Here is a 24,325-nt window from a genome sequence, read left to right as displayed (position 1 = left end):
TCCCCTGCCCGGCCGTGATGAGCTATCGGTTCGTCGCCGTGGCCAATCCTCGACAAGAAGGAGAAGACATGCGTGTGGACAAGCTGCGCGACACCAAGCGCGAATTGGCGCGAAGGCTGGACCAGCTGCGAGAGTCCTCGCATGTGGTTGCGTCGTACTATTACGATTGCCATCGTTACCTGAGATTCTCTTCGAGCCTCGGCCCTTTTCGTACACGCAGGAATCTCGCCGCCAAGATCACCGAGAGGTATCACGGTGTCGAGAAGGGTCTCTCGCTACCAGCCCCGGAGCCGGGCCACGGCGCGAGCGTCATCGAGCCGCTGACGAGGCTCCTGACGCAGTACCTGGAGTCCTACGGGGAAGACGAGCTCACGGCCGCTGCCGTCGGGGCGCTGAGCGCCTATCACGAATTCAATGCACAGCGCATCGACGTCGGATCCATCCCCTTCGGGGACCGGATCGAGCATCTGGTGAGGAACTATTCGGGCAACCCGATCGGCGTGGCCGGTGTCCGCGACGTCTCCCGATCGGAGGTCGAGTCCGCGGCAGCGAGCGTGACTCCCGAGTTCTTCAGCAGTCGACATTCTGTGCGCATATACGACCCGCAGCCGGTGACGGACCAGGAGATCGAGACCGCGGTCCTGGCGGCTCGTTGCGCTCCGGCGGTCTGCAATCGCCAGTTCGGCGCGATCCGCACGTGGCGGGACCGGGAGACCATCGACCGTCTTCTCGAGATCCAGGGTGGGACCAGGGGGTTCGGCGAGAACATCCCGGCGCTGGCGCTCGTCACCGTCTCCCTGCGAAGCTACTGGAGGTCAGCCGAACGCAATCAGGGGTGGATCGATGGCGGCCTCTTCGCCATGAACTTCATGCTGGGGCTCCATGCTCAGGGCCTCGGCAGCGTGGCCCTCAACTGGTCCAAGGTGCCGTCGCGCGATCGCCTGCTCCGTCAGGCGATGCCTGATCTGCGCGATGACGAGGCGGTCGTCATGTTCATCGGGTTCGGACACCTCCCCGACGAGTTCAGGGTCGCTGCTTCTCCTCGCATCGGTCTCGGAGAGAGCTGACCCGGTCGAGGATCGCGCCCCCCGTTCGACCGAATGCAGCCGCACTTCACAGACAACTCGACCGAGGAGGCGTGTCACGGGTGCCGTCGGTGGCTCGTGGCGTGTCGATGCGCAGGTCTGATCGTCGAGTCGACGCTGAGATCCCCGTCGATCTCACCCGCTGTGCCCGCATCGGTGAGGATCTCCCTGTGGAACCGCTCCCCAGCACCGCCCACTAGGGGGACACCTGCTCGGCCGCGGCGGGCGTCACGACGACGGATCGCGCCGACGACCGCCAGTGCTTCAGCCGCAGCGCCGGCTTCTCGATCGCGAACCAGGAGGCTGCTGCCAGCGGCAGAGTGCATGCCGTGCTCAGCAGGAAGAACACGACCACATTGAGGGTGTACAGGCCCCACACGGCCAGCACTTGCTGGACGAGGAAGGCGTAGATGTAGACGCCGTACGAGAGGTCGTTGCGCAGGCGGAAGCGGGGCGCCTTCAGCAGTGCGCCCGCCGTGAGCATCAGGTAGGCCAGTGGAATCGCACCGACGATGCGGTAGTCCGGAAGCCACTGACTCGCGAGCACGATCACCACGGCTCCGACGATCCACACCCGTCCGACCGGCAGCCGGTCGCGGTACCGCCAGATCACGGCGCCGGCCAGGAACATGGGGGCGAAACGTGCCCCGTTGTTGATCCAGAAGTTGTGCACCAGCTGGAGGTCCACCGCCACGGCGATGACCACGGAGAACAGGAACAGCGCGAGGATCGTGCGGCGGCGCCTCAACAGTCCGACGAGTCCGAACACAAGCACTGCGAGGTAGCATCCGAACTCCCAGAACAGCGTCCACAGCGACCCGTTCCAGGCCTCCGGATAGGGAACGTCCCGGGGCGTCCCGGCGATGTCGAACTGGTTGATGAGGAGCCCGGCGTTGCTGACGATGTAGTGCAGGTTCGCGGTCGTGAAGACGCCTGTCGTCAGCGGCACGACCACCAGAGCCGTCAGGATCAGGCAGACCCAGAACGCGGGGAAGATGCGCAGCACGCGCGCCCGCAGGTACGCGAACCACGAAGGATGGTTCATCCAGGACGAGACGATCAGGTAGCCGCTGATGGCGAAGAAGCCATCGACGTGGATCTGGCTCGCGAACTGGTGCAGCGGCGGCCACGAGATCGTGCGTCCGGTCAGCGGAAACGAATGGAACAGGATGACGCCTACGGCCAACATGAGCCGGACGAAGTTCAGTCCATTGCGGGCTCTTCACGAACGAGGGTGTAGCGCGGGTCTGAACCCTCCGGCTTCGAGCAGCGACCGAGCGATGTAGTGGGTGAGGTTGCGGAAGCCGAGGGCGGAGCCGCGGAGGTGTTCGAGTCGCCCGTTGATGGCCTCGGTCGGGCCGTTGCTGGTGCCGGGGCGGTCGAAGAACGCGAGGATGTCGCCCGCCCGCTGCTTCATGGTCCGGCCGAGCTTGCGGACCTCGACGAGCGCCGCGGGAACGCCGCTGCTGATCGCAGCGATCACCTCCTGCATCATCGCCTTCGCTTTCTTCTTGTCGGGCTCCCGGTAGGCCGCGACGATGCGCTGGTAGATGCCCCAGGTCGCCTCGACCTCGACGTGCTCCTCGCTCGCGAACACTGCGTCCAGGCGTGCCCGCTGCCGGTCGGTGAGCAGGCTCGCCCCGGTGTGCAGGGTGCGGCGGGCTTTGTAGAGCGGCTCGCCCTTGAGCCCGCGGTGACCGGTGGTGTCTTGCTGGACCCGACGCCGGCAGACATCCAGCGCGTCGCCGGCGAGGCGGACCACGTGGAACGGGTCCATGACGGGGACGGCGTCGGGGAGTTCCTCGGCGGCAGCGGTCTTGAACCCGGCGAAGCCGTCCATCGCGACCACCTCGATCCGCTTCGCCCAGTCCGCAGGGCGGGCGGCGAGCCACTGCTTGAACACCGCCTTGGAGCGGCCCTCGACCATGTCCAGCAGCCTCGCCGGCCCGGTCTTGTTCCTCGCGGGCGTGAGGTCGATGATCACGGTGACGTACTTGTCGCCCAGCCTCGTGTGTCGCCAGACGTGCTCGTCGACACCGATCGTGGTGACCCCGTCGAACCGGGCGGGGTCGTCGATCAGGCGCCGCTTGCCTTCCGCGAGGACGGCGGCGTTCGCGGCACTCCAGGACACCCCGAGACCTGCGGCGACGCGGGTGACGGTGAGGTGGTCGATGACGATGCCCCGCAGCGCCCACTCCAGGCCGCCGCGGGAGATCTTCGCACGCGGCGCCGCTGCCCGCGTCATGTCCTGCCGCCACGTGCGCCGGCAGTGTCCGCACCGGTACCGGCGCACCCGCACCAGCAGGGTCGTCGGCCGGTGCCCGAACGGCTCGTGCGCCAGTCGACGCGTGACCGTGTCCCGCGGCACGCCCTCGACACCGCACTTCCGACACCACGGGTCGTCCTCGACGACGCGGCATTCGATCGTGGCCCGATCCGGCTCGATCAGCTGGCCGACGGCGACGAGGCCGAGCTCGTCGAGGCGGCAGAACGTGGTCAGGTCAGGGGTCGCGAAAGTAGGGTGGAGCACGTCGAGGTCTTTCGGGATGGCGAGCGTGAAGAACTTCCATCATCCGGGAGACCTCGACCCCTACCCGGCCACCGACGCGCTCAACCGACTACACCCTCGTTCATGAAGAGCCCCATTGCGGCGGGGCTCGAAGACCGCAGAAAAAACCCTGTCGTTCCCCATCATATCCCCTTAGGCTCCCCTCAGCCCCATTGAACATTATCGCCTCGGGCGGGTGCGGTCAATCATGATCGAGACGGATGTGCGGCGAGGACCGACGTGCACCTGTTCCAGAAGATCTCCGAGTCCGGCGAACATGATTGCTTCCTCGGTCGGGTCGGGAAGAACCTGAGGCCGTGCCGTTCATTCGCCGGTGCCTTCGACCGCTTCGCCCCTACCGCATCCATTCCCCGGACATGCAGCCCAGCATGGAATTCACGGCGAACTGCGCGCCGTGGGTCTGGCCCACGCCAGGAGCGAGGAGACGCGGTCCGGACACCGTGGTGTTCAGGGCGCCACCAAGCGCACGGTGGGGCAGGCCTCGCGGATCAGGCCAGTGATGTCGCGCGGAAGCGGCTGAAGTTGTACGTCCCCGTTGTCGTCGCGGATGAGGACCGGCTGGCGGACACACCGATCGTCCCGGGGGTCTGGAGCGCGGCGGTGGTGTCCGTCGACGTGATCTGCCAGGCGCTCGGCTCAGTGCTGCCGGCCTTCCACAGCTTCGCCGTGATCGTCGTGGTCCCGGAACCCGATACCTGCGCCTTCACGGTGAAGCTGTCGCCGCTCGCCCAGGTGACTCCCGGCACCGCATACGTGTTGAGCACGTCGTTGCCGTGCTGCGTGACAAGCCACACCGAGCCGTCGCTCCGCAGCCACACACGCACCTGGTAGTTGTCGCCGCTCGCGTTCTGGCGAGCGAAGAAACCGACATATGACTGGCCGGTCGCCGGTGCGTCGGCGGCCGAGACGTTCGCCTCCAGGAGGACGTCCTGTACCGAGACCCCGTTGAGTGCCTGGAACCTCACCTTGCCCGTGGGGATCTCGAGCTTGCCGGACCCGCTGGCCACGCTCGCGGCGCTGGCACCGCCGTACAGGGTGCTCCACGCTCCGCCCTTGTCGGAGGCGCCCCAGCCGGTCGCCACCGTACGGCCGAAGCCATCGGCGGCGAGGTAGGAGCTCAGATCCGGCGGTCCGTCGGTGGCGGTGATGGTCTTGGTGGTGGTGCCGGTGAGGCCGTTGCTGTCCTTGACGGTGAGTTTGACGGTGTAGGTGCCGGCTTGGGTGTAGGTGTGGTTGGTGGTCTTGCCGGTTCCGGCGGTGGAGTTGTCGCCCCAGTCCCAGGTGTAGGTGGAGATGGTGGCTCCGTCCTGGGCGGTGGAGGCGGAGGCGTCGACGGTGGTCTTGAGGTCGGTGGTCTGTGCGGTGAACGACGCGGTCGGGGCCGTCGCGGCCGGTGGGTCGGTGGCGGTGATGGTCTTGGTGGTGGTGCCGGTGAGGCCGTTGCTGTCCTTGACGGTGAGTTTGACGGTGTAGGTGCCGGCTTGGGTGTAGGTGTGGTTGGTGGTCTTGCCGGTTCCGGCGGTGGAGTTGTCGCCCCAGTCCCAGGTGTAGGTGGAGATGGTGGCTCCGTCCTGGGCGGTGGAGGCGGAGGCGTCGACGGTGGTCTTGAGGTCGGTGGTCTGTGCGGTGAACGACGCGGTCGGGGCCGTCGCGGCCGGCGGCGGCGAGAGGTCGACCACGCGGAACGTGTCGAACGACGCCGTTGAGGACGTGGTCGCAGATGCCGCCCGAGCGAACTGGACACTGGTGTATCCGGCGGCCTGCAGCGCCGCAGTCGAATCCGTCGTCGTCAACTGCCAATCGGTGGGCTCGGGCGAGCCGTCCTTCCAGACCTTGGCCTGGATCGTGGTCGGACTGGTGCCGGAGACCTTCGTCTTCAGATGGAAGACCTCGCCATTGGTCCAGGTCAGACCCGGCATCTTCATCACCTTGAGATCGGTGCCGGATTGCTGCGCCAGGAGCCACACGCTTCCGTCGCCATTCATCCAGACGCGCGCTGTGTAGTTGCTGCTGGCCGACTGTCGTGAGGCGATGCCGACGTATGAGCTGCCCTGCGATGGCGGAGAGCTCAGTGAGAACTGGACCGAGGCCTCGGAGTCTCGCACCGAGAGCCCTGCCAGTGCCATGTTGCGTGTCTTGCCGCCAGACAGGGTGATGTTTCCTCGGGAACCGTCGACGGATCCGTCCGCGGCGGGACCGTACAGTGCGGACCAGGTGCCGCCGATGTCCGCGGCGCCCCATCCTGACGGGACGGTTCGGCTGAAGTCGTCGGAGGCCGCATAGGTGACAGCTGTGACCGTGACCTGTTGGGTCTTGGTCGCGGTCGAACCCATGCTGTCGGTGACGGTGAGCTTGATCGAGTACGTGCCGGCTGCGGCGTACGTGTGGGTGGCAGTCCTGCCCGAGCCGTCGGTCGAGTCGTCGCCCCAGTCCCATGCATAGGTCAGCGTCGCTCCGTCGCTCGCGGTCGAGCCGCTGCCGTCGGCGGACACCCCGAGGCCATCCGCCACCGCGGTGAACGAGGCCGTCGGAGCCGCATGGGTCACCGTCACATCGCGGGTCTTGGTCGCCGTCCCTCCCCGGTTGTCGGTCACCGTCAAGGTGATGGTGTAGGTCCCCGGTTCGTTGTAGGTGTGCGCCATGGTCATGCCGGTGCCCGCAGCCGTTCCATCGCCCCAATCCCACGAGTAGCCGACGAGGGAACCATCCGGGTCGCTCGAGGCGGTGCCGTCGACGGACGCCGTCAGCCCGCTCGCCGTGCTGGTGAAGGAGGCCGTGGGCGGATCATTCGGGGCCAGCACCGTGACGGAGTTGGTGACACTGCTCGTCATACCCGAGTCATCGGTGACGGTGAGGGTCACCGGATAGGTGCCGGCCGAGGCGTAGGTGTGCGTCGCGGTCTTCCCTGTGCCCGCCGCGGAGCTGTCGCCGAAGTTCCATGCGTAGGAGGTGATCGAGTGGCCGTTCATCGCTGTCGAGCCCGAGGCGTCGAACGAGGCCTTCAGGTCCGCGGAGGTCGTGGTGAACGCCGCGGTCGGCGGAGTCAGCCCCTTGCCGATGCTGTAGTGCTGCGCGACCTGCTGGGGAGTCAGCGCGGACGAGTAGATCGCCACATCGTTCATCGACCCGGAGAAATAGTTCGACGTCGGCGCGTTGGGCCAGCCGCCCACATTGTCGCCGGCGATCCGCCAGTAGCCGGTGAAGGGCTGAGCGGTCGTGACGGATGCGTTCGAGGCGACGAGCGTGCCGTCCAGGTACAGCTTCATGCCGTCACTGCCGAGGGTGCTGACGACATGGTGCCAGTTCCCATCGTTGTACGACTGCGGACTGGTGATGGTCTGCGCGGAACCCGGATAGACACCGAAGACGATCTTCCCGGCGTTCGTCATATAGACGTGTCGGTCGTGGTTGCTGGAGCTTCCGGTCTGCGAATCGCCGTAACCGATCAGCATGCCGCCCTCGGTGGTGGTCGTCTTGAACCACGTCTCCTCGGACAGACTGCTCGCCGTCGAGGCCGTCTTCGAACTGGACACGATGCCCTTGTTCGTACCATCGAAACGGGATGCCGCCGAGCCCTGATCCGCGATACCGCCGGGAGTCACCGTCGTGACGTTGGCGCCGTACACAGGATTGTTGGCCCCCGCCCAATCGACGGCGGTTCCGCCCAGGCGGTAGTACAGGGACGGGTTGTCCTGGAGAACGGTGCTCGCGTACGGCGACGTCGAACTGCTCGCGATCGTCACCGTGACAGGCGAGCTGGCTCTGGAGTTCCCATCCGCGTCGGTGGCTGTCACCGTGTACGTCTGACTGGAGCCGGGCGTGAGGCCGCTGTCGTTGAGGGTGACGGTGGGCTGGTTCCACCAGGTGGAGGCCACCGTCTGGGTCGCGACCGGTGTGGATGAGCCCTGTCGGCGCAGCGTGTAGGTGAGATTGAGATCGTCGCGGTCCCAGTTCGCCGGGATGCTGATGCGCGCCGTCCCCGAGGTCACCGAGATCGCCTGCGGTGTCCAGCTCGACGTCTGTACTCGAGGCCCTTGCTTCGCGCCTCCCGGAGGAGCGGTGGAGAATCGTGTCAGGCCCTGCTGGGACAGATTGTTCACCGTGCCGAACTCGCCGCCGATCGAGATGTAGCCCGCGGCGCCGGTCACGCTCAGTCCGGCCTGACCGAGGCCCGACGTCGTGCCGACCGTGAAGTCGGGGAACCAGTCGTATGCCGACGGCGAGGGGGTGCCGCTCCAGTCCTTGTACGTGCTTCCGGCGCTCGAGGAACGTGTCAGTGTGCCGTTCGCGTAGGTCGTGTACGACTCGGCGTAGCGATAGGCGCGGGGATTCGAGTCTGGCCAGAGGCTGACGGTCTCGCACTGGTGCGTGTGATCGGTCGCGTACACGACCGACCCGGTCGAGTACACGCCGTAGTGATCGCCGTGGCAGTCGGAGATCCATCGGATGTCTCCACTTCCCGCGTCGGCGGCGAAGACGCCTTCGAGGTTGCCCACTGCAGCGTTCGCATATACCCAGCCGGTGCCGTAGACACCGCTCGCGTCGGCGGCGAGGCCGAAGATGCCAGCCGAACCGGCATCCGATCCGGTGTTCCAGCCGTTCTGGACGACGTTCGGAGCCTGCCATGCGGTGTTGATCGCACCCGTCACGGGGTCGAGGTTGGCCAGGCCGCGCTGAACCTGGCCGTTGGTGGAGTAGAACCGGCCACCGATGACCACCTTGCCGGTCTGCGGCTCCATCACCATCGCGTCGACCTGCCGGTCCGTGATCGGCGCCCAGGCGAGAAGGGCACCGGTGCTCGGGTCGAAGGCGGCCAGGTTCTGACGTGTCGTCCCGTTGGCCTGGGTGAAGAGCCCGCCCACGTAGACGCCCGAGGACGTCGCCGTCATCGCGTAGACGCCGGTGCCCCCGATGGACGAGTTGAAGCCGGGCACGAGCTGCCCGGTCGTGGCGTCCAGCGCCGCGAAGTTCCAGCGGGGCTGGCCGTTGACGGTGTCGAACGAGCCCCCGATGTAGATCCGCTTGCCATCGGGCGAGGCGGTCACGGACTTGACCACGCCGTTGACGGTGGGCGCGAAGGCGGTGATGAGGTTTCCGGTCGTGATGTCGTACGCGAGGACGTTGCTGCGCGGCGTCAGATTGGTGTTGACGGCTGCGCCGGCCGGCCGGACGTTGGCGAACTTGCCGACCGCGTACACCGTCGTGCCGATGGTCGTCTGGGCCCACACATAGCCGTCGTTGATCTGCACGGTGGGCAGGTCGTCGGAGGTGACATGGTCAGGGGTTCGCTGCAGCAGGGGCGCCGGCGAGGAGGGCGTCGGAGTGTCATCGGCACGAGCCGCGGGAACGGTGATGAGAGCACCGACGGCCACGAGCACGGTTGCCGTGAGTGCCGCGAGACCACGACGGATGAATCCTTGATGGACGCGAGATGCGGGGTGCATGGTCACGCTGTCCTCCCTGTGAAGACCGCGATGGGATCCCCCGCCGCATAATTGACACTGATGGTGACCTCGCGGTCCTTGGCCGGGTCCAGCATGAAGACGTAGGTCCCCGTGGCGGTGGAGCCCGGCTCGACGCTGCCCTGCAGGGCATGCGGATCTCCGGCGGTCGTGCCCACGCCATAGCCGCCGTCGTCGGCGGACAGGGTGACGACGGCGGAATTGACGTCGAGCGACTCATCGCCCTTGTTCTGGACGGAGACCGTCACGCGAACTGCAGGGCCGGCGGTCTCGCCCGGCAGCTTGGCCTCGACGGTGATCGTCTCGATCTTGGTGAGGGACACGGTGGCACCGGTGCCGAATGTCACCGGCTTGTCGAGGGCCGCGGACTCGGTGGGCACGGGAGCCGCTGCGGTGGGCCCCATCGGCGCATCCTTGGCCGCGGGGGCCCAGCTGCCGGTGGGCGACGGCGGTGCAGAAGGCGTCGCGGCCCCCGAGGTCGGTCCCGACGACGTGGTCGGAGCGCTCGAGGGGGAAGAGGTCCCGGCATCGGAGGAGGACGAGGACGGAGATGCCGAGGGTGCGGTCGACGAGGACGAGGAACCACCCGACGTGGGCGGGGTGCTCGGGGTCTCGGTCGAGCAGCTCGTCAGCGCGAACGTGCAGACGAGCGCGAGAGATGTGATGGCACCGACCTGAGATGTCGTGCGACCGGAGAAGCGCTTCACGGTGACTCCTCGAATGCGTCCCCCGGACCGTGCGGCCGAGGTGTGGAGGAGATCCTGGACGACGGTTCTGCCAAACCCGCCCGTGTCGACGACGCCCCCCGGTCATCTGGATGGTCGGATTATATATTCGACTGTCGTGCGGAGGCGACCCTTCTGCCGCCCCCGGGAACGTGTTTCGGGACTCCGTCGCCTTTGCCCGGCCGAACGCGGCACGCTGCGATGAGCGCGAAGGGACTGCAATGCTGTGACCTGGGGCTTTGCCCGTGGAGACAGTCGTTTCAGGAAAGCCGTCTCGGAGTTCCGGTGCACCGGACGGAGAAGGATGACCATGTTCCACATCGTTCGGAAGTGTCACTGGAAGCTCGATCCCCAGGTGTGTGAAAAATTCATGCTGCGGTGCCCCACATCTCACCCGCATCTCTCCGAGCCGGGATGTGGGGTTCGGCTCGGAGAGATGGGGCGCCGACCCTCAGGCCTCGTCCGCGCGCTGTGCCTCAGCTGGAGGCGACCGCAGGGATGGGGGCAACACCTGCGTTGAGCGCAGCAAGGGCGCGCCGGAGGGTGGTACTGGAGGTATGAGCCGTGTACGGGAAGTACACGACCTCGACGCCGACCTCGGCGAACTCCCGTTCCAGGCGCAGGCCCTTCTCGGTGCCGCGCCAGTCGTCGCCCTTGAAGAAGTGCGTGAAGCGCACGTCGCGCCACGCATCCATCTTCGACGGCTCGGTCTCGACGTAGACGTCGTCGACGAACGAGATGTGCCTGACGATCTCGGCACGCTCCGCCGTCGGGACGACGGGCTCGATGCCCTTGACCTCCCGCAGCATCTCGTCGCTCACGACACCCGCGATGAGGATGTCGCAGTGCTGCTTGGCATGACGCAGCAGGTTCAGGTGGCCCACATGGAACAGGTCGAAAGCGCCTGCCGCATAGCCGATACGTTGATTCATGGATCCCCCGATCACGTGTTCTCCCCAGGACGGCTCTCGGCCGTCGGGCGGCCCCCCGGCCGCCGGTTCGAGTCCGGCTCGGACGCTCGTGAGAGCGATGCCCGAGCCGGAGCTCCAGGTCGTCAGTAGGCCCCGCTCGGCTTGAGCATGACCTTGGCGGTGCGCCACATGATCTGCAGGTCGTTGATGACCGACCAGTTCTCGACGTACCGCAGGTCCAGGCGCACGCTCTCGTCCCACGACAGGTCGCTGCGGCCGCTCACCTGCCACAGGCCGGTGATGCCGGGCTTGATGTACATGCGGCGATGCACCGCCCCCGCGTACTCGCTCACCTCGCGGGGGAGCGGGGGCCGCGGCCCGACGACGCTCATCTCCCCGCGCAGCACGTTCCAGAACTGCGGGAGCTCATCGAGCGAGTACTTGCGCAGGATCGCGCCGACCCGTGTGATCCGCGGGTCCTCGCGCATCTTGAACAGCACGCCGGCGCCCTCGTTCTGCGCCGCGAGCTCGGCGAGGCGCTCCTCGGCGTCGGTGCACATGGTGCGGAACTTGAGCATGCCGAACTCGGTGCCGTCGCGCCCGATGCGGGTCTGGCGGAAGAAGATCGGCCCGGGCGAGTCGATCTTGATGAGCAGGGCGATCAGTGGCGTGAGCAGGGCGATCGGCGTGAGCGCGACCAACGCGACCGCGATGTCGAGCGCGCGCTTGAGCAGATGCGTGCCGCCCTCGTAGGCCGGAATCTTCACGTGGATCAGAGGGAGCCCCTCGACCTGACGCAGGGAGATGCGGGGGCCGGCGACATCGGTGAGCCGGCTCGAGAGGACAAGCTCGGCGGCCGTGCCCTCGAGCTGCCATCCGAGGCGCTTGACGAAGTCGGGCGAGCCCTCCGGGCGGCTCGCGACGACGATCGTGTCGGCCCCCACCTCGGACGCGGCCGAGGCGACCGTGTCGGGCGTGCCGAGCACGCGGTAGGAGGAGTTGCCGACGATGAAGCGGCCCGAGCCGTTCTCCCGGCCGTCCAGCAGGGTCGCGCCGACCACGTCGTAGCCGTACGCGCCGGAGCTGCGCAGCGAGGAGATGACGTACTCGACGTCCTCCTCCTCGCCCACGACCAGCGTGCGCGAGGTGAACTCGCCCTCGAGCCGCTTGCGCTGCAGCCAGCGCCGCCAGGTCCACCGTTCGATGAGCATGCCGAGCACCCCCACGGGAAGGGCGAGGAACAGTGCGGCGCGAAGATCCTGCCAGTCCAGGAGAACGCCGGTCACGGCGAGGAGCGCGAAGGCGAGCCCTCCGGCATTGGCGACCGCCCGATACTCGGCGGTGCCCGAGCCGATGAGCGAGGCGTCGCGCGTACGCAGCCCCGCCAGCGTGAGGATCCAGAACACCGCCAGCACCACCGCATTGCGCACGGTCGGTCCGTCCATGGCGCCGACAGCGACCTGGAGTGCGCTGGTCGCTCCGATCGCGACGATGATCGCGAGCACGTCCGAGCCGAGCAGGCGGAGCCGGTAGCGACGCTCCCACAGGCGCCGGCGCTCGAGCGTCGGCGTGATCCGGGGCGCGACGAGCGTGGCCCACGGCTCGGTCAGGACCCGAGGAGCGGTCAGCGGCAAGGTCACCGTGTCGCTGTGACCCGTGCTCACAGCGTCTTCGAACGTGGTCATGACGAGGCCCCCCGGCCCCGAGCGCACGACAAAATCCCCCAGTACTTCACTGTTCCCCCAAAAAAAACGAAAACCCCCCTCCGTGAGCTGTGTGCTCGCGAAGGTCTGCGCTCCCGACCCCCCGGGAAACCGTGCGCCCCTGTGATCCCCCGATCACGGGCCCGTGGACGCCGTACCCCTACGACGTCTACACGCACGATGTACTGCAGACTCGGTGATCGTAACCCATGTCGGCGACTCCCACTGCCGGTTTCGGCAGATGGACGCTTCGCATCGTCCCGGCGGCCCTCGTCACGCGGGTCTCGACCCGCTGCGCGGGCAGGTGCGGTGCAGCAGAGCCGCGGCCGCGGTGGCTGCACCGCACGGGTGCCACCCTATGGAGAACTTATGCCTGGCGTGCGTCTCACTAAGTGCATTCATGCACGTCACGCACGTATTTGGACCCCCTCCTGTTTCGGGGGGTCAGCGTGAGCGGCGCCACCCGATAGGGGGTGTTTTCGGGGGATATAGTGATCTAGCTCCCGCAATTTCCGCACTTCTTGCGGACACCTTCACGGGTCCCGCCCACCCCCTGCGCATCATGGATTCTGCGTCAGGGGTGGCTGCCCGACGGTGGGCGCTCTTCCGGGGGGAACGAGCGCCCGCCAGTCGGGACGCGTGGACGATCCGGGTGTCCGGAGCAGTGCAGGGGGGAGGAACGGAGACGAGGTCGCGGGGGCGAGAGCCCCCCGACGGACATCCGTTCCCGCACTGCCGATCCGCGAGCAGAACGGAGTCGCCTCAATGCTCATCCGTCGTCCCGATTCGACGCTCACCTGCCGTCCGGAGGATCTCCGGGCCCTGGTCGACCTCGCGCACGGCGCCGAGGACGGCGCCCTCGCCCTCGTGGGGCCCGCCGGCTCCGGGCGCTCGACGCTCCTGCGCAGCGCCGCCCGTCTCTCCGGTGCGACATCGGTGCTGGTCACCGTCGATCCCGGGGAGTCCACCTGGTCCCTGTCCGGGCTGACGAGCGCGCTCATCGGGATCGACGGCCGCCACGGCACCGATCTGCACGGGCTCGCGATCGGGGGGAGCGCCGCCACCGGGCCCTCGCGGCTCGCGCCTGCGCTGGTGGCGAGGCTGTCGGCGCGTCCGCTGCCGCCGACCCTGCTGCTGATCGACGACGCCGACGACCTCGACCCCGAGAGCCAGCAGGTCCTGGGCCACCTCGTGCGACACGTGCGCGGCACCGGGCTGCGGATCGTCCTCAGCTGCCGCGGCCACCTCGACGCCGGTCCGCTCCGCGGCATCGACGCCCATCGCCTGGGCCCCGTCGACCGGGCCCGGATGCTCGAGCTCGCCCGCTCGCTCGCGCCCTCCGACACGCCGCCGGGCACCGTGCAGCTGCTCGTCCGGATCGCCGACGGCAACCCGGGCCTGCTCACCGACATCCTCGACCGGCTCTCCGACCGCGCCCTGCGGGGGGAGGAGCCCATGCCCGCGCCGCTGGGCCTGAGCGACGCGGCGATGGAGGCGACCCGGGCGGATCTGGTCGGCCTGGGCGACCCGGCCCGCCGCACCCTCGAGGCCCTGTCCTGCGCGCCCTACCTGCCGACCTCGGTCGCCTCGCGTGCGCGAAGCGTGGAGTCGGCGGGGCTCGACGAGCTCGTCGCCGGCGGCTGGGTGCAGCGCACCGCCACGACCCTCCACATCGCGAGCACACGCGTGCGCGCGACCGCGTACGGCGGCATGCCCGCCGTGCGGCGCCTCGCCCTGCACACCGAGCTCGCCGGGACCGCCGAGGGGCGCGACGACAGGATCGCCGCATGGCACCGGTGCTTCGCCCCGCCCGACGACGGCTGCCCCGTCGAGCTGCTCGGCGCGGCCTCGTCCCTCGTCGTGGACGACATGCTCGACGCCGCGCTCGAGTTCGCCGAGCGCGCCCTCGTCGACGCCAGGGGCGCCGACGTCGGGCCGGCGCTCACCGAGTTCGCGATGACCCTCGTGCAGCACGCGGAGCTCGACCTCGCGCGCCGCTACGAGGACACCCTGCACCGCATGTACCAGGGCATCTCCCATCCGCCGCGCCTCGTCGTCCTGGGCACCCTGCTCGACCTGTTCCAGGGGCGCGGGGTGGGCACCGAGTGCATGGCCCGCGAGCTCGGCGTCTACGGCCAGAGCGACCCGGTCGGCTGCCTGGCCATGGTCGGGACCGTCGTCATGGCGCGACTGCTGCGCTGGGAGCTCGACGAGGCGGAGGCGCAGCTGCCCTCCGTCCGCGACCTCGCCCCTGCCCGTCCGGAGCTGGCCGAGGCCATCGAGGCGCTGACCAGGCTGTGCCGCCTCGTGCGTGACGGGGGAGAGGTGCCGAGCTACGACGAGATCCGCCGGCACCTGAACCCGCTGCCGGTGCCGCGCGAGCTCGCCGCGCGCGCCGTGCTGCTGCACGTGCTCATCTACGCCGAGCGCTTCGGCGCGGCACGCGAGATCCTGGCCGGGCTGCGCGAGAGCACAGCGGGGGCGCCCCCGCTGTGGGGTGTCGTCGTCAACCGGGCCGCGCTCATGCTCGACCTGCGGTCCGACGCCTTCCGCCAGGCGCGGGCAGGCGTCGACCGGGCCCGGTCGAGCGCCCGCGCCCTCCAGGTCCTCCCCGTCGAGCTCGACGTCGCCGAGGCGGAGCTGCTCGCCGTCGAGGGCCGCGCCGAACTCGCCCACGAGCGCCTCGAGCAGGTGCTCTCCCTCGTGCCCCTCAACGCGCTCCCCGCCGTGTTCGGCGCGCGCGTGCACGCCCTGCGCGGCCGGCTGGCCTGGATGCAGGGCGAGGGCGCGGAGGCCCTCGACCGCATGGCCATGGCCCGCCGCGTCGCCACGGGCGTCGGCAACCCGCAGCTCGTGCGGGCGCACGCCGACCATGTCGAGTTCCTGGTCCGGATGGGCCGGCGCGCCGAGGCGCGCGAGGTGCTCGCGGAGTTCCGCGCCCGCGCGGCCGCGGCGCCCTCCCGGTGGGCCACCTTCACGCTCGCCCGCTGCGAGGCCCTGGTCGCCGAGGGAGCACGCTCCCTCGAGCTGTTCGACGAGCTGCTCGGCGCCTGGCCGGCGTGCGAGCTCGAGTACGAGCACGCGCGCACCCTGCTGTGCTCGTCCGAGCGTCTCGAGCAGGCCGGCCACGGCAAGGAGGCGCTCGGCCACCGGCGTGCCGCCGAACGAGTGCTCGCTGACATCGGCGTGGCCATGCCCAGCGAGCTGTGCACGACGCACGACGCGCGCACGGCCGAACCCGTCCCGGAGATCCTCTCCACCCTCAACGAGCGCGAGGCGCACGTCGCCCGCCTCGTCCAGCAGGGCTACCGCAACCGCTCGATCGCCCAGGACCTGTACGTGTCCGTGCGCACCGTCGAGATGAGCCTGACCCGCATCTATCGGAAGGTCGGGGTCAGCTCGCGCGCCGAGCTCATACGGGCCATGTCCGGCGAGCGCGGCTGAGGGTCCCAGCCCTCCACGTTCACACGCCGTCACCGTCCTTCGGACGCCTCCGCCCGCTCGCGTAGCGTCCCCGACATGTCTGCGTCCACGCTCCCGGAGCTCGCCCGCAGCGCCCCGCCGCGTCGGCGTCTAGCGCTGTCCTACGAGCTGTTCCCGGCCCGCTCCGAGGCCTCCTTCGACCGGCTCCGGGAGACGGTGTCGCAGCTCGAGGCCACCGCGCCGGACTACGTCTCGGTGACCAGCCGCACCGGCCAGGCCAACCTCGACCGGGTCCTCGAGCTGACCGAGTACGTGCTCGCCTGCACGGATCTGCGCCCGCTCGTGCACCTGACGTCCACGGGATCGACGCGCGGAGAGCTCGAGCTCGTCGTCCGCGCCCTGCTGGACCGGGGGGTGCGCGGGCTCCTCGCGCTGCGCGGCGACGTCGAGGACGCCCACCAGGCCGACGACGACGAGGTGCCCTTCGCGCGCTACCTCGTCGAGCTGATCCGTGCCGTCGAGCGCGAGCGCACCGCGACGCTCGGCGCGGGCCGCGTCTCGATCGGGGTGGCCGCCTACCCGCGGCGCCATCCGGAGTCGCCCACGCGGCGCCATGACATCGAGGTGCTCGTCTCCAAGGAGCGCTCGGGCGCGGACTTCGCGATCACCCAGGTGTTCTTCGACCCCGCCGACTACACCGACCTCGTCACGCGCTCGCGCGAGGTCGGTGTGCAGCTGCCCATCGTGCCCGGCTTCGTGCCCGCGACCGACCCTCGCCGCCTGCACCGCCTGGCCGAGCTCTCGGGCGTCGAGGCGCCGCGCTCGCTGCTGCACGCCCTCGAGACCGCGCGGGACGACGCCGCGCGGCGACGTATCGGCGTCGCCTTCACCGTCGACCTCATCCGCCGCGTCCTCGACGACGGCGCCCCCGGCCTGCACCTGTTCACCTTCAACCGTCACGCCGAGGCCCTCGACGTGCTCGAGACCCTCGACCTGGACCGCTGGTCCGCACCCGCGCCGCACACCCCCACCACAGGAGATCCCTCATGACCGCGACCTCTGCCGCCCTGCCCGCCGCCACGATCGTCGGCTACCCGCGCATCGGCCCCGACCGCGAGCTGAAGAAGGCCGAGGAGGCAGCCTGGGCCGGCCGCATCGACGCCGCGGAGTTCGCCCGGCGCACCCGGGAGCTGCGCCGCGCCACCCGTGCGCGCCTCGTCGAGCTCGGCCTGACCGCGCCGGCCGCGATCCCCGAGACCTTCTCCCTCTACGACCAGGTGCTCGACGCCGCCGTGTCGATCGGCGCCGTGCCCTCCCGCTTCTCCTCCGTGGTCGAGGCCGACGGCACGATCGGCACCGACGGCTACTTCACCCTCGCCCGTGGCAGCGCCGAGCAGCCGCCGCTCGAGATGACGAAGTGGTTCGACACCAACTACCACTACCTCGTGCCCGAGATCGGCCCCGACACCGACCTCCACGTCGCCTCGCACCGTCTCGCCGAGCTGTTCCGGGAGGGCCTCGAGGACGGCGTGACGAGCCGGCCCGTGATCGTGGGCCCCCTCACCCTGCTCCTGCTCGCCAAGGCCGCCGACGACGCCCCCGCGGGCTTCGACCCCCTGGACCGGGTCGACGACGCCGTGGCCGTGTACGCCGAGCTGCTGTCCGAGCTGGCGGCCGCCGGCGCCCCGTGGGTGCAGCTCGACGAGCCCGCGCTCGCCGCCGACCAGCGCATCGGCGCCGACGAGCTCGCCCGCCTCGTCGAGCGCACCGCAGGCGCGCTCGCGGCCCGCACCGACCGGCCGCGGATCCTCGTGACCACGCCCTACGGCGGCATCGGCGACCTGCTGCCGGCGCTGCTCGGGAGCGGCGTCGAGGCCGTGCACGTCGACGCGACCCGCGGCGACCTGCCCACGTCCGAGCAGCTCGCCGGCATCGGCGACGTGCAGCTCGTCGCGGGCCTCGTCGAGGGCCGCTCCGTGTGGCGCACCGACGAGGCGACCGCCGCCGCGCGCCTCGCCGCGCTGCGCGAGCGCGTCGAGGCGGCCGGCGGCGACCCCGCGGCCGTCGTGGTCGCGACCTCGGTGTCCCTCCAGCACGTCCCGCACACCCTCGAGCGCGAGTCCGCCCTGCCGGCCGAGCTCGTCGCGACCCTCGCCTTCGCCGACGAGAAGGTCGCCGAGGTCGTGCACCTCGCGACGGGCGAGGTCGAGCCGGGCCGCGTCGACGGCCCGCGGTCCGTCGCCCGCGACTTCCCGGGCGTGCGCGACCAGGCGGTGCGCGACCGGGCCGCCGCCCTGACGGCCGCCGATCTCGAGCGCGGCGACTACGCCCGCCGGGCGGCCGCGCAGCAGGAGGCCCTGGGCCTGCCCGTGCTCCCGACGACCACGATCGGCTCGTTCCCGCAGGTCGCGGAGGTGCGGCGAGCCCGCGCCGACCACACCGCCGGACGTCTCGACGACGACGGCTACGTCGCGGCGATGCGCGCGGAGATCCGTCGCGTGATCGAGCTGCAGGAGGAGCTGGGCCTCGACGTCCTCGTGCACGGCGAACCCGAGCGCAACGACATGGTCCAGTACTTCGCGGAGAACCTCGACGGCTTCGCGACGACCGCGCACGGCTGGGTCCAGTCCTACGGCTCGCGCTGCACGCGTCCCTCGATCCTGTTCGGCGACGTGTCGCGCCCCGCGCCGATCACCGTGGACTGGGCCGCCTACGCCCAGTCGCTCACCGACAAGCCGGTCAAGGGCATGCTCACGGGACCGGTGACGATCCTGGCCTGGTCCTTCGTGCGCGACGACCAGAGCCTCGGCGAGACCGCGGACCAGGTGGCCCTCGCCCTGCGCGACGAGGTCGCGGACCTCGAGGCCGCCGGCATCGGCATCGTGCAGGTCGACGAGCCGGCCCTGCGTGAGCTGCTCCCGCTCCGCCACGGCGACCAGGACGCCTACCTCGCGTGGTCGGTCGACGCGTTCCGCCTCGCGACCGCCGGCGCGGCCCCCGCCACCCAGATCCACACCCATCTGTGCTACAGCGAGTTCAACGAGGTCATCGACGCGATCGACGCCCTCGACGCGGACGTCACGAGCATCGAGTCGGCCCGGTCGCGTGGCGAGGTGGTCGCGGCGATCGACCCCGAGCGCTTCGCGCGCGGCATCGGCCCGGGCGTGTGGGACATCCACTCGCCCCGCGTCCCCGGCGTCGACGAGATCGCCGAGCTGCTCACGGCGGCGCGCGCGGCCGTGGGCGCCGAGCGGCTGTGGGCCAATCCCGACTGCGGCCTCAAGACCCGCGGCTACGAGGAGACGCGGGCCTCGCTCGCCCATCTCGTCGAGGCGGCCGCCCGGGTGCGGGCCGGCGCGCTGCAGGGCAGCGCCGCCTGACCCTCGCGGTCCCGGGCACCGGGGCGTGGGCGCTGCGCGCTCACGCCCCGGTGCGCATCCAGGCGTTCCCGCGCACCCGGATCCCGAGGGCGACGGCACGCGCGATCATGAAGACGAGGTTGCACGCGGCCCACAGGGCAGCCAGCCCGAGCGGACCCGCGGGATGCCACCAGGCCACGAGCGCGGCGCCCGGCATCACGGCGGCCGCCGTGATCATGCCGGCGCGCGCGAGGTAGGGGGCGTCGCCCGCCCCCATCAGCACCCCGTCGAGCACGAACACGTACCCGGCCAGCGGCTGGGCGATCACGAGCACCCACAGCGCCGCCCGCAGGTTCGCCTGCACGGCCGGGTCGGGGGTGAACAGGCCCGGCACGACGTAGCTCGCCGCGAGCAGCACGAACCCCACCACCACGCCGCCGCCGACGCCCCACGTGATGAGGCGCCGCGTCACGGCGTGCACGGTGTCGGTGTCGGCGGCCCCGAGATAGCGTCCGACGAGGGCCTGCCCCGCGATCGCGAGCGCGTCGAGCGTGAGCGCGAGCAGGTTGAACACCGTCGACGCGAGCTGATGGGCGGCCAGCTGCACCTCGCCCAGGCCCGTCGCGATCAACACGGTCACGATCAGCACGAGGCGCAGGCTCACGGTGCGCACGAACATCGGGATCGACTCGCGGCCCGCCGAGGCGACCGAGCGCAGCTGCGGCGCGAGCCCGACCCCGTCGCGGCGCGCGCTGCGGGCGATCACGACCAGCAGCACCGAGGCCATGAGCCACTGGCAGACGACGGTCCCGATCGCGGAGCCCGCGATCCCCAGGTGCAGGCCCATGATGAGGAGGCCGTTGAGGGGGATGTTCAGGACGGCGCCCCCGATCGCGACCACGAGCGGCAGCCGCGCGTTCTGGAGGCCGCGGACCAGTCCCGTCGCGGCCTGCACCGAGAGCATGGCCGGAAGCCCGATCGCGCTGATCCGCAGATAGACGACGGCCTGGTCGAGCACCTCCGGCGACGGGCCGAAGAGCGAGAGCACGGGCCGCCCGAGCGCCACCAGCACGACGAGGCAGCCGCCGCCGATCCCGAGGGCCAGCCAGCACGCGTCGACGCCGCGCGCGATCGCCTCCCTGCGTCGCCCGGCCCCAAAGGCCCGGGCCACGGCGGCGGTCGTCGAGTAGGCGAGGAAGACCGACAGTCCCACCACGGTGGTCAGCACGGTCGAGGCGAGGCCGAGCCCCGCGAGCGCCGTCGTCGAGACGCGCGCGACGAACCCGGAGTCCACCATCACGAACAGCGGCTCGGCCACGAGGGCGCCGAGCGACGGGATCGCCAGACGCAGGATGTCGCGATCGACGACCGCGCGGGGGGAGGAGGCGGCCGGGTTCTTCGAGGTCATGGCGCCCGCCACCCTACCTGCGGGCCCTCCCCGGCCCGTGGCGCCGTTCGCGCCCGATCTCCTCCCTTCGTCGGGTCCCTCGTCCCAGGCGGGCGTGATCGAATGTGCGCGGAGACTCCTGCTCCTCCCGCATCCCGCATCCGCCGTCGGCGGCGAACGGGCGGGCACGGTGCGGATCCCGCGCCCATCGCCGTACTGCCGGAAGGCCCTCATGCGCCGCCTCGCGACCGTCAGCCTCGCCAACCGCTCCTTCATCGCCCTCGTCTGCATCGCCGTCGCCGTGATCGGCGCGATCTCGATGACGTCGCTGCGCCAGGAGCTCATCCCCTCGGTGTCGCTGCCCCAGATCCAGATCGTCACGACGTCGCCCGGCTCGACGAGCGAGCAGGTCTCCTCGCGGCTGTCGACGCCGATCGAGCAGTCCGTCCGCGGCCTCGAGAACGTGGAGAAGACCTCCTCGACCTCGCAGCCCGGCGTCTCCATGGTCACGGTCGAGCTCACCTACGGCACCGACGTGGCGCGCAGCGCGAACCAGGTCGACGCGGCTCTCGGGCGCATCGAGGACCAGCTCCCCGACGACGCGGACCCGCAGGTGATCTCGGGCGGCTCCGGGGACATCCCCGCCGCGGTCCTCTCGATCTCCTCCGACAACGATCCCGCCGTGCTCGCCGAGCGTCTGCGCAACGACGTCGTGCCCGAGCTCGAACGCGTCGACGGCGTCTCCTCGGTGGCCCTCGCGGGCGCGCCCACGCAGATCGTGCAGATCACGCCCGACGAGGCGAAGCTCGCCGCCGAGGGCCTCACCGACTCCGACATCACGACCGCGCTCGACAACGACGGCCTGAGCGTGCCGGGCGGCACCGTCACCGACGGCGACCGCAGCCTCGACGTGAGCGTCGGCGATCCGCTGACCTCCCTCGACGACCTCAAGGGCATCGTCGTGATGCCGTCCTCGGGCGGCGCAGGCGACGAGGCCGGCCAAGGGCAGGACGAGGGCCAGGGCCAGGACGGCGCCGCGCCCTCGCGCGGCACCGGGAGCGTCGTGACGCTCGGCGAGGTCGCGACCGTCGAGCAGACGCAGCAGGAGGCGACCTCGATCTCCCGGACGAACGGGCGCGAGTCGCTCGTGCTGGTGGTCACCGCGACCGCCGACGGCAACGTCGTGGACGTCTCCCATGACGTCGAGGCCACGCTCAAGGACACCCTGCCGGGCGTCGGCGGCGACGCCACGAGCGACGTCGTGTTCGACCAGGCCCCCTTCATCCAGAAGTCGATCGTGTCCCTCGCGGAGGAGGGCCTGCTGGGCCTCATCTTCGCGATCGGCGTGATCCTGCTGTTCCTCCGGGCGCTGCGCCCGACGATCGTCACCGCCATCTCGATCCCGCTGTCGCTGCTGATGGCCTTCGTCGGCATGCTCGTCTCGGGCTACACGCTCAACATGCTGACGCTCGCGGCCCTGACCATCTCGATCGGCCGCGTCGTCGACGACTCGATCGTGGTCATCGAGAACATCACCCGCCACCTCACGTACGGCAAGGCGCGGCATCGCGCGATCATCGACGCCGTCGGGGAGGTCGCGGGGGCCGTCACCAGCTCGACGCTGGCCACGGTGATCGTGTTCCTGCCCGTCGCGATCGTCTCCGGCATGGCCGGGGAGCTGTTCCGGCCGTTCTCGCTCACGGTCGCGATCGCGATGCTGTCCTCGCTCATCGTGTCGCTCACGATCGTGCCGGTGCTCGCGTACTGGTTCCTGCGGGTGCCCAAGAACGCGATCGTGCCCGCAGATCCCGACGACGCCGCCGAGGTGGAGCGCGTGCGCGCCGCCGCGGAGGAGCGCGAGGAGCGCACCTGGCTGCACCGCGTGTACGCCCCCGTGCTGCGCTGGACCCAGGCGGGCCTCGGGCACCGGCTGATCACGCTCGGGGCGGCTCTCGCGATCCTGGTGGCCACCGTCTTCATGATCCCGCTGCTCAAGATCAACTTCCTGGGCGACAGCGGGCAGAACCTCGCCTCGTACACCCAGACGCTCCCGGCCGGCACGAGCCTCGAGGACACGTCCGCCGAGGCCGCTGCGGCCGAGAAGGCCCTCCAGGACGTCTCGGGCGTGCAGACCGTGCAGACCACCATCGGCGCCTCCGCGTTCGGCCGCGCCGGGGGCGGCGGCGCGACCAACGAGATCAGCTACTCGATCACGACCGACGAGGACGCCGACCAGGAGACCGTGCGCGCCCACATCCTCTCGACGCTCCAGGGCCTGCCCGGCGCGGGCGACGTCGAGGAGCAGGACTCCGCGAGCGTGACCGGCAGCAGCTCGGTCGACATCCTCATCACGGGGCCGACGGCGGAGGCGCGCCAGAAGGCGAACGACGCGATCCTCGCCGAGCTCGACCCGCTGCCCGCCGACGTCGAGAAGGTCGGCTCGGACCTCGAGGCCGACCAGCCCACCGCGGTCGTGACCGTGGACCGCGACAAGGCCGCCCAGCGCGGCCTGACCGAGAAGGCCGTCGTCGGCCTCGTCGCCCAGCAGCTGTACCCCAGCTCGATCGGGTCGATCGAGCTGGACGGCCAGGACCTCGACATCTACCTCGAGCAGGGGGAGAAGGTCTCGACCCTCGACCAGCTGAGGTCGATGCAGATCGCCGGGATGCCGCTCACCGACGTGGCGACGGTCGGCGAGGCCCAGTCCCGGCCGCAGATCGCCACGCAGGACACGCGCGAGACCGTCACCATCTCGCTGACCCCGACCGGGGACGACGTGGGCGCCGTCAGCTCCGCCGCGCAGGCGGCGATCGACAAGGCCGACCTGCCCGAGGGCGCCGAGGCCACCCTGGGCGGCACCGCCTCGGACATCGGCGACACCTTCGGCCAGCTCGGCATCGCGATGCTCGCGGCGGTGCTCCTGACCTACGTGCTCCTGGTGTGGATCTTCAAGTCCCTCGTCCAGCCGCTCATCCTGCTGGTGTCGATCCCCTTCGCGGCGACCGGCGCCCTGGGCCTGCTGCTCATCACCCGGGTCCCGCTGGGCCTGCCGTCGATGATCGGCCTGCTCATGCTCGTGGGCATCGTCGTCACCAATGCGATCGTGCTGATCGACCTGGTCAACCAGTACCGGCGTCGCGGCGCGGCGCTCGACGAGGCGATCCACCTGGGCGCCTCCAAGCGTCTGCGGCCGATCCTCATGACGGCCGCGGCGACGATCTTCGCGCTGCTGCCGATGGCGTTGGGCATCACCGGTGAGGGCGGCTTCATCTCCCAGCCGCTCGCGGTGGTCGTGATCGGCGGCCTCGTGACCTCGACGCTGCTCACCCTCGTGATCGTGCCGGTGCTCTACCGGATCGCGGAGGGCCCGGGCGAGCGTCGCCGGCTGCGCGAGGCCGCGGCCGGGACCGGCCAGGATGCGGCCGACGACGGTGCGGTCGGCGCGGCGGGGCAGGGCCCTGCCGCCGAGGGCGAGCACGCGTCAGCGACCGCCGCGGACGCGGACCCGTCGGATGCCGACGGGGCGTCCCCGCGCCACGGCCGCCATCGGGCCGACGTGGAGTGAGCGCCCGCCGCGCCGGCCCGCCCCGTGCGGCCGGCGCGGGCCGGTCGAGCGGGACTGCCGGGTGGTCCTGCCGCTGAGCGCGCGGGGGGCGCCGCCGGGTGGAGCCGCTGCTGAGCGCGCCATGCGGCTGACCACC

General features: G+C 70.4%; 13 protein-coding genes. 6 read left to right on the top strand and 7 right to left on the bottom strand.

Features of this window, described 5'->3' with window-relative positions:
* Nucleotides 1-68 precede the first annotated feature (68 nt).
* The gene (locus BRM3_RS03075) at nt 69-1,067 is read left to right on the top strand and encodes a nitroreductase family protein (RefSeq protein ID WP_263594639.1); all 999 of its coding nucleotides are present in this window, start codon (nt 69-71) and stop codon (nt 1,065-1,067) included.
* Between the two features lie 214 nt (nt 1,068-1,281).
* Here BRM3_RS03075 and BRM3_RS03070 read toward each other — a convergent pair whose 3' ends face one another.
* The 4 genes from BRM3_RS03070 to BRM3_RS03055 form a co-directional block, all read right to left on the bottom strand.
* A complete protein-coding gene (locus BRM3_RS03070; protein ID WP_263594638.1) occupies nt 1,282-2,274 on the bottom strand; it encodes an acyltransferase family protein in 993 nt (330 codons plus the stop codon).
* Nucleotides 2,275-2,307: 33 nt separating this feature from the next.
* Nucleotides 2,308-3,615, bottom strand: a complete 1,308-nt coding sequence (locus BRM3_RS03065; protein ID WP_263594637.1) for an ISL3 family transposase — start codon at nt 3,613-3,615, stop codon at nt 2,308-2,310.
* 527 nt (nt 3,616-4,142) lie between these two features.
* Nucleotides 4,143-9,098 carry a PKD domain-containing protein gene (locus tag BRM3_RS03060; RefSeq protein ID WP_263595379.1) on the bottom strand — a complete coding sequence of 1,652 codons (4,956 nt, stop codon included), beginning with the start codon at nt 9,096-9,098 and terminating at the stop codon, nt 4,143-4,145.
* 2 nt (nt 9,099-9,100) lie between these two features.
* Nucleotides 9,101-9,520 carry a DUF4352 domain-containing protein gene (locus tag BRM3_RS03055; protein ID WP_263594636.1) on the bottom strand — a complete coding sequence of 140 codons (420 nt, stop codon included), beginning with the start codon at nt 9,518-9,520 and terminating at the stop codon, nt 9,101-9,103.
* A gap of 10 nt (nt 9,521-9,530) precedes the next feature.
* On the opposite strand from BRM3_RS03055, the gene BRM3_RS03050 reads away from it, so the two are divergent.
* Nucleotides 9,531-9,794: a hypothetical protein gene (locus tag BRM3_RS03050; protein ID WP_263594635.1), complete on the top strand. Its 264-nt coding sequence runs from the start codon at nt 9,531-9,533 to the stop codon at nt 9,792-9,794.
* 523 nt (nt 9,795-10,317) lie between these two features.
* Here BRM3_RS03050 and BRM3_RS03045 read toward each other — a convergent pair.
* Nucleotides 10,318-10,773 (bottom strand): adenylyltransferase/cytidyltransferase family protein, encoded by a 456-nt coding sequence (locus BRM3_RS03045; RefSeq protein ID WP_263595378.1) that lies wholly within the window; start codon nt 10,771-10,773, stop codon nt 10,318-10,320.
* A 122-nt stretch (nt 10,774-10,895) separates the two neighbouring features.
* On the bottom strand, nt 10,896-12,437 hold the full coding sequence (locus tag BRM3_RS03040; protein WP_263594634.1) for a sugar transferase: 1,542 nt from the start codon (nt 12,435-12,437) through the stop codon (nt 10,896-10,898).
* Nucleotides 12,438-13,220: 783 nt separating this feature from the next.
* On the opposite strand from BRM3_RS03040, the gene BRM3_RS03035 reads away from it, so the two are divergent.
* From BRM3_RS03035 to metE, 3 genes are all read left to right on the top strand, one after another.
* The gene (locus tag BRM3_RS03035) at nt 13,221-15,899 is read left to right on the top strand and encodes a LuxR C-terminal-related transcriptional regulator (RefSeq protein WP_263594633.1); all 2,679 of its coding nucleotides are present in this window, start codon (nt 13,221-13,223) and stop codon (nt 15,897-15,899) included.
* Between the two features lie 75 nt (nt 15,900-15,974).
* Entirely contained in the window at nt 15,975-16,928 is a 954-nt protein-coding gene (locus BRM3_RS03030) for a methylenetetrahydrofolate reductase (RefSeq protein WP_263594632.1), read from the top strand.
* Nucleotides 16,925-19,258: a 5-methyltetrahydropteroyltriglutamate--homocysteine S-methyltransferase gene (gene metE / locus BRM3_RS03025; protein ID WP_263594631.1), complete on the top strand. Its 2,334-nt coding sequence runs from the start codon at nt 16,925-16,927 to the stop codon at nt 19,256-19,258. Before BRM3_RS03030 ends, metE begins: the two co-directional genes overlap by 4 nt.
* Before the next feature lie 40 nt (nt 19,259-19,298).
* Here metE and BRM3_RS03020 read toward each other — a convergent pair whose 3' ends face one another.
* A complete protein-coding gene (locus BRM3_RS03020; RefSeq protein ID WP_263594630.1) occupies nt 19,299-20,645 on the bottom strand; it encodes an MATE family efflux transporter in 1,347 nt (448 codons plus the stop codon).
* A 211-nt stretch (nt 20,646-20,856) separates the two neighbouring features.
* Between BRM3_RS03020 and BRM3_RS03015 the strand changes: the two genes are divergently transcribed.
* A complete protein-coding gene (locus tag BRM3_RS03015; RefSeq protein ID WP_263594629.1) occupies nt 20,857-24,189 on the top strand; it encodes an efflux RND transporter permease subunit in 3,333 nt (1,110 codons plus the stop codon).
* Nucleotides 24,190-24,325 lie beyond the last annotated feature (136 nt).

The sequence above is a fragment of the Brachybacterium huguangmaarense genome, from assembly GCF_025725725.1.
Classification (GTDB): domain Bacteria; phylum Actinomycetota; class Actinomycetes; order Actinomycetales; family Dermabacteraceae; genus Brachybacterium; species Brachybacterium huguangmaarense.
This window is presented reverse-complemented; position numbering and strand designations above follow the sequence as displayed.

Excerpts from the sequence above, each read along its gene's own strand:
- BRM3_RS03075 (WP_263594639.1), top strand. The coding sequence starts at position 69 with ATGCGTGTGGACAAGCTGCGCGACACCAAGCGCGAATTGGCGCGAAGG.
- BRM3_RS03070 (WP_263594638.1), bottom strand. The coding sequence starts at position 2,274 with ATGTTGGCCGTAGGCGTCATCCTGTTCCATTCGTTTCCGCTGACCGGA.
- BRM3_RS03060 (WP_263595379.1), bottom strand. The coding sequence starts at position 9,098 with ATGCACCCCGCATCTCGCGTCCATCAAGGATTCATCCGTCGTGGTCTC.
- BRM3_RS03055 (WP_263594636.1), bottom strand. The coding sequence starts at position 9,520 with ATGGGGCCCACCGCAGCGGCTCCCGTGCCCACCGAGTCCGCGGCCCTC.
- BRM3_RS03045 (WP_263595378.1), bottom strand. The coding sequence starts at position 10,773 with ATGAATCAACGTATCGGCTATGCGGCAGGCGCTTTCGACCTGTTCCAT.
- BRM3_RS03040 (WP_263594634.1), bottom strand. The coding sequence starts at position 12,437 with ATGACCACGTTCGAAGACGCTGTGAGCACGGGTCACAGCGACACGGTG.
- BRM3_RS03035 (WP_263594633.1), top strand. The coding sequence starts at position 13,221 with ATGCTCATCCGTCGTCCCGATTCGACGCTCACCTGCCGTCCGGAGGAT.
- BRM3_RS03030 (WP_263594632.1), top strand. The coding sequence starts at position 15,975 with ATGTCTGCGTCCACGCTCCCGGAGCTCGCCCGCAGCGCCCCGCCGCGT.
- metE (WP_263594631.1), top strand. The coding sequence starts at position 16,925 with ATGACCGCGACCTCTGCCGCCCTGCCCGCCGCCACGATCGTCGGCTAC.
- BRM3_RS03020 (WP_263594630.1), bottom strand. The coding sequence starts at position 20,645 with ATGACCTCGAAGAACCCGGCCGCCTCCTCCCCCCGCGCGGTCGTCGAT.
- BRM3_RS03015 (WP_263594629.1), top strand. The coding sequence starts at position 20,857 with ATGCGCCGCCTCGCGACCGTCAGCCTCGCCAACCGCTCCTTCATCGCC.